Origin of the sequence: Aporhodopirellula sallentina SM41 (genome assembly GCF_000346505.1) — a bacterium.
GTDB lineage: Bacteria > Planctomycetota > Planctomycetia > Pirellulales > Pirellulaceae > Rhodopirellula > Rhodopirellula sallentina.
The window spans coordinates 1-5,504 of sequence record NZ_ANOH01000377.1; the positions used below are offsets into that span (position 1 = coordinate 1).

Consider the following 5,504-nt stretch of genomic DNA (forward strand, 5'->3'; position numbering starts at 1 on the left):
AAAAGCCGCTTCCCAATGGCATCAAACCGATCCCGCATCTGTTTTCCGACGCGGGCTACTTCACCGCTCTTCTGAGCAGCAAAGTCGATTGCAACTTTCTGCCTGACAAGAGAGGCGAGTTGTTTATGGGCAAAGATTGGTCAGAACGAGAACCGGGCCAGCCGTTCTTTGCGCGTATCACGTTCATGGAAACGCACCGTGACTTCCATCGCGATCCCGAACGTCCCATCGCGATCGAAGATGTCGAACTGCCTCCGTATTATCCCGACACACCGTTTGTTCGACGAGACTGGGCCAACGGACTGGAGTCGATGCAGGTCGTCGATCGAAAGATTGGCAAATTGCTTCAGAGACTCGAGGACGAAGGTCTCGCCGACAATACGTTAGTTTTCTTCATCGGCGATCACGGAAGGTGTCACGTCCGGGGGAAACAATTCCTGTATGACGGAGGTCTCCGTATCCCAATGATCATGCGTTGGCCGAGCAAGGTCGAGGCAGGAGGCGTGAATGACGATCTCGTGTCTTCGCTCGATATCTGCGCGACGGTGCTGGACGCGGCAGGTATCGAACCACCGGTTCCCTTGCACGGTCACAGCTTGCTGGGAGATGAGGTTGCCAAACGTGAGTATATCTTTGCCGCTCGTGACCGCATGGGCGACACCCATGATGCGATGAGATCGGTGCGGTCGAAGGACTTCAAGCTGATCATGAATCTGATGCCCGAGCGAGCCTATTGCCAGTACAGCGGCTACAAGGAAGGTGCGTACCCGATGATGGCGGAGTTGAACATTCTGCACATGAAGGGACAACTTACCGCAGCACAGGCACGCTTCATGGCGGCGAGCAAACCAAAGATCGAATTGTTTGATCTACGCAGCGATCCGCACGAGATCAACAACGTGGCCGACGACCCGGAGTACGCGGATGTGAAGGAAGAGTTGCTCACGGAACTGGCGAGTTGGCGAGAAAACGTCATTCACGATCAAGGTGTCAGTGATGATTTTCGGGCCGTCGGCGTTTTCCCCGAGTCGTGTCCCGAACCGACCGTCGGGCAATGGATCAGCCGCCATAAAGATGAATACGACTTTAAAAAGTACGGCTATCCCGGTTGGTATCCCACGAGAACGCTCAGCGAATGGGAAAAGGTCCGAGAGATCTGGGAACCGTACGTATTCCGAGCGCCCGATTCCCATATGAAACGTCCGAAAGGTTTTTAAAGGACGTTATCGGATGCACCCCGTAGCCGGAGTCGCCAAAACTTCGGTGGTGTTCGGGCGGTGGGGAAGTCTGAACTCTGGCGAATCTAGCTACGTTGTCGCATTTCGTTGTGTCTGAGAATAGACGACGCGACTCGCTTCACGAAGACAAACGTCCGACGCAGGGCAGATCCAGGATCTCCGCGATTTCAGGATCAAACGTTCCCAACAAATCACGCGGTCGGTCGTGGACGAGCGTCGAAAGCAACCCGATGAAGTTTTCCAAATCGGGGTCAAATCGTCGTTGAAGAATCTCTTCGACCTCAACGGTGACCGTCTGCATGGGATCGGCCACGTAAGATGCGGGCAACGTGATCTCGTTGAACTCTTCGATGACTTCGTCGAGCCAACTGTCGATTGCGATCGCCGAAACCCCGAGTGCGATCGTCTTGACCGAATCGGAAACGCCGAGCGGTTTCTTCGCCAGCGACTTGGGAGGCACCAACCAAATCGGCAACTTCTCGATCGCCTCGACGCGATGCAAAAGTCGTTGTGTGAATTGGGCGAACGCGATGCCCGTCATTCGGATTTGACCCAATCGGATCAGGATCGCATCGGGCTCGGCCGCGATCAGATCCTCCAAGTGGTCGTCGATCCATTCCGGCGTCACGCTGATCACCGCAGCGGCGTGTGGTGCCATGCTGCGCAATTGCAGCACCTTCGATTGCAACGACTTGAGATCCCTCACATCCGGAGGCAACGTCATCGCAGGAATCCAGCCGCCACCGGACAGCGGTTGATCTTCCGGCGTCGCCTCCCACCGGCCGAGTCGTGCTGCCGAGTAGGCAAAGCGTCCTGACGAATCACGCAGCGGCGAGAGATGCATGTCGACCACCATCGCGTGGTCGAAGTCGACTTCCGAGACACCGTATCGTTCGTTCCGATAAGGGATCAATCGAGGAATGCCGAGTTCGCTGTCAGGTGGATCACCCGACTCCGCCGTTGCGGTCGGTGATCGTCCCAGTTCACTCTCGAGGGCCGAGACCAGTACGCCACGCGACTGCATTGCCAGAAAGACCGCTTGGGCAACGACCGGCGACCAGGTATGCCAGGGTGGGCAATCCCAAAACAGCGGGACCGGCAATAAAACCGGCACACCGCTGCGTCGTCGCAGCAGTGTTTCGGTCGGAGCCGGTGAAATCCCACGCCGTACTTGCCCGATTCGTGGAGGCATCAGGCAGAGCGATTCGAGCAACTTAGCGTTCTTCCATTTCTTGAATGTATTGACGTAACCGCTCGAGCTCGTCGGTCGTGCCTTTGAGCTTGAGCATGTTCTCAACACGTTTAGTCAACTCGATACGGTTGACCGGTTTGCTGAGGAAATCGTCGGTGCCGGCGGACACACCACGTTCGATGTCACCGAGTTCGCTCAACGCCGTGACCATCAGGATCATGATCCCGCTGGTCTTCGGGTTTTCCTTGAGCTGTTTGCAGACCTCGAACCCGCTGAGTTTCGGCATCATCACGTCGAGCAGGATCAAATCCGGTTGAAAGGACTCGACCTTCTCGAGCGTGTCGGCTCCGTCGACGGCGGTCTCCAACTCGCAATCCACCGTCGCCAAGTACGCTTCGAGGAGTTCACGATTGGCGACGTTGTCGTCTGCGATCAGAATGCGATTACTCATCAGGCAACACCACACGTTTGACCGGATGCCGCCGCAGGGACGGGGAAGCTCGCGCACATTTCGCGGATCTCGCCGCGGATCGAATCGTGCAGCGCCGAATCATCAGGGCTCTTGAGCGACTGATAGATCCACTCACCGATGCGTTTCATTTCTGCGGTGCCCATGCCACGAGTCGTCAGGGCCGGTGTGCCGATTCGGATCCCCGATGGGTCCATCGGTTTGCGTTGATCAAACGGAATCATGTTCATGTTCACCGTGATGCCACACGCATCCAGAACCGCTTCGGCGCGTTTGCCGCCAAGGCCGACCGTGGTCACGTCGACCAACATCAAGTGATTGTCCGTTCCGCCGCTGACCAAACGCAACCCTTGGGCAACCAGGGTCTCGGCGAGGGCCTTCGCGTTTTCGACGACCGCACGTCCGTAGGCTTGATACTCGTCCGACATCGCTTCGGCGAAGCAGATCGCTTTTCCGGCGATCACGTGCATCAACGGGCCGCCTTGCGTTCCCGGGAACACATTGCGGTTGACCAGTTTCAAGTGCTCTTCTTTGCACATGATCAAACCGCTGCGAGGTCCGCGGAGTGTTTTGTGTGTCGTCGTGGTGACATAGTCCGCGTACGGCACGGGGCTGTTGTGAATCTTCGCCGCGACTAATCCGGCATAGTGCGCCATGTCGACGAGCAACTTCGCACCGACTTCGTCCGCGATCTCTTTGAACTTGTCGTGCGGAATCTCACGTGGGTACGCACTCGCACCGGCCACGATCAGTTTGGGTTTGTTTTCGCGGGCGAGCTTTGCGATTTGGTCAAAGTCAAGGCGGTGCTCTTTTTCATCGACGCCGTAGCTGATGAAGTTATACAGACGACCGCTAATGTTCAGCTTCATTCCGTGCGTCAGGTGCCCACCCTGAGCGAGGTCGAGCCCCATGACGGTGTCGCCCACTTCGAGCGCCGCCAAGTAGACCGCCGTGTTCGCTTGCGACCCGCTGTGCGGTTGCACGTTGGCCGCCTCGGCACCGAACAACTCCTTCGCACGGTCGATCGCCAATTGTTCGACGACATCGACGTGTTCGCAGCCGCCATAGTAGCGACGGCCCGGGTAACCTTCAGCGTATTTGTTGGTCAGAACGCTGCCCGCCGCTTCCATGATCGCAGGGCTCGTGTAGTTCTCGCTAGCGATCATTTCCAACCCGTCTTGCTGTCGGGCGGCTTCGGCTTGCATGGCTTCCCACAGAACGGGATCTTGCGACTGGATCGTACTCATCGAAGGTTTTTGAGCTTTCTTGAGGGGACAGGCGGGTCAAGCGGTTCGACCAACGCGAAACGAAAACCCGATTGTCGGCCCCACGCCCCAAAGCGTCAATGACAACGACACGCTTGTTCAGCGATTTGCCGAATCTCAGGCGTTAAATCCAGTTGCCGATCGCACTGCGGATCCCGCCGTAGAGTCCATTGATCGCCGACTGAATCCGTGACGAGGTCCCCAGTTTATCGCCCACGCCGGGCAGAGCGAGGCTGAGCACCATGGCGAGGACTCCACAGGTCAGTACCAGCGAACTCGATGAGTAATCCGGCGTCTGAGGACGCGAAAAGACTCGAGGCATCCAGCCACCGATCACCGGTGGCGGCGTCAAATCCCGCAACCGACGCAACCCGATCTGCACCCGGCCGTCGGCGGCCTGAAAGAACCACTGGGCCTGTACTTCGAGCGTCGTGCCGTCGTGCATCAGCATCCACGGTTCACCAATCCGCAACCGGGTGGAGTCCACCGCACGAACCAGAATCGTGAACCCGTCAATGGATGCTTCCTGCAACTGCACGTTCACGCGCCGGCGGCGAATTCGCAGCCACGCGGAGCTATTCTCAGCCGTGATGGGACAACGAAAAAACTCGGAATCGGAATCTTTTGCGACCATCTGGTACATTTCCCGAGGGGAGAGAAAGGTGGAGAAAAGTAGTTTCGCATCGAAATAGGTAGGTCAATTTCATTCTTCCGACCGCGAAAATTTCCACCCTGCCCAGATACCGAGACAGAATGACTGTCGGTTGTAACGGCTGTGTCGATCAGGTCCGCCGTGATGTCAGCGAACTGCAAACGCAACCAAGAATTCACTCATGTTCGCGCCGACGGACCATGGCGTGGTTGGGTAGCGACAAAATAGAATCAAAATAGAATCCATTCGTTCACGAGCACAGCAACACCGTCGCGACGAAATACAGCATCGCGGCCCCGAATCCGATCAACGAGACCGTGGTTAGGAGTTCCGAATAATCACTCAGTCGCCGGTCGAGTCCCCAGTACCAACGGAAATGGAAATAGGTCGCAATCATCGATGTGACCAGACAGATCGCATAACGTGCATGTTCACTTTGGACAGTGATGTACTGTGGCGAAATCCCATACCGGCGGCCGACCGGAAACGTGATCACCGCCGGCAGGTTGATGAACAGGAACCCGACCAAGCACATGATGCCCAGCGGAACGAAAACGCCCAGCAAGAGGCGAGTCTTTCGTCCTCCCGAAACGGGATCGGTCAGGCGGTCGAGCAGGTCGACCAAGGCGAGATCTTGATTTCGTGTCATGATCGCATCGGGCTGGTGAAGTTTGTAGGCCGGATGAAA

Annotated in this window: 6 protein-coding genes; 1 reads left to right on the top strand and 5 read right to left on the bottom strand. The window is 56.9% G+C overall.

Annotation, left to right across the window (positions count from 1 at the left end):
* On the top strand, positions 1 to 1,217 hold a 1,217-nt coding region (locus RSSM_RS24655; protein ID WP_044303580.1), incomplete at its 5' end, for a sulfatase family protein.
* A gap of 139 nt (positions 1,218 to 1,356) precedes the next feature.
* Here RSSM_RS24655 and RSSM_RS24660 read toward each other — a convergent pair.
* The 5 genes from RSSM_RS24660 to RSSM_RS24680 all read right to left on the bottom strand — a co-directional run.
* Positions 1,357 to 2,430: a hypothetical protein gene (locus RSSM_RS24660; protein WP_044303582.1), complete on the bottom strand. Its 1,074-nt coding sequence runs from the start codon at positions 2,428 to 2,430 to the stop codon at positions 1,357 to 1,359.
* A gap of 22 nt (positions 2,431 to 2,452) precedes the next feature.
* A complete protein-coding gene (locus RSSM_RS24665; RefSeq protein ID WP_008686219.1) occupies positions 2,453 to 2,881 on the bottom strand; it encodes a response regulator in 429 nt (142 codons plus the stop codon).
* The gene (locus RSSM_RS24670) at positions 2,881 to 4,146 is read right to left on the bottom strand and encodes a serine hydroxymethyltransferase (RefSeq protein ID WP_008686220.1); all 1,266 of its coding nucleotides are present in this window, start codon (positions 4,144 to 4,146) and stop codon (positions 2,881 to 2,883) included. Before RSSM_RS24670 ends, RSSM_RS24665 begins: the two co-directional genes overlap by 1 nt.
* Before the next feature lie 142 nt (positions 4,147 to 4,288).
* Positions 4,289 to 4,798 (bottom strand): hypothetical protein, encoded by a 510-nt coding sequence (locus RSSM_RS24675; protein ID WP_144060094.1) that lies wholly within the window; start codon positions 4,796 to 4,798, stop codon positions 4,289 to 4,291.
* A gap of 268 nt (positions 4,799 to 5,066) precedes the next feature.
* Positions 5,067 to 5,504: hypothetical protein (locus RSSM_RS24680; protein WP_044303581.1), on the bottom strand; the 438-nt coding region annotated here is incomplete at its 5' end.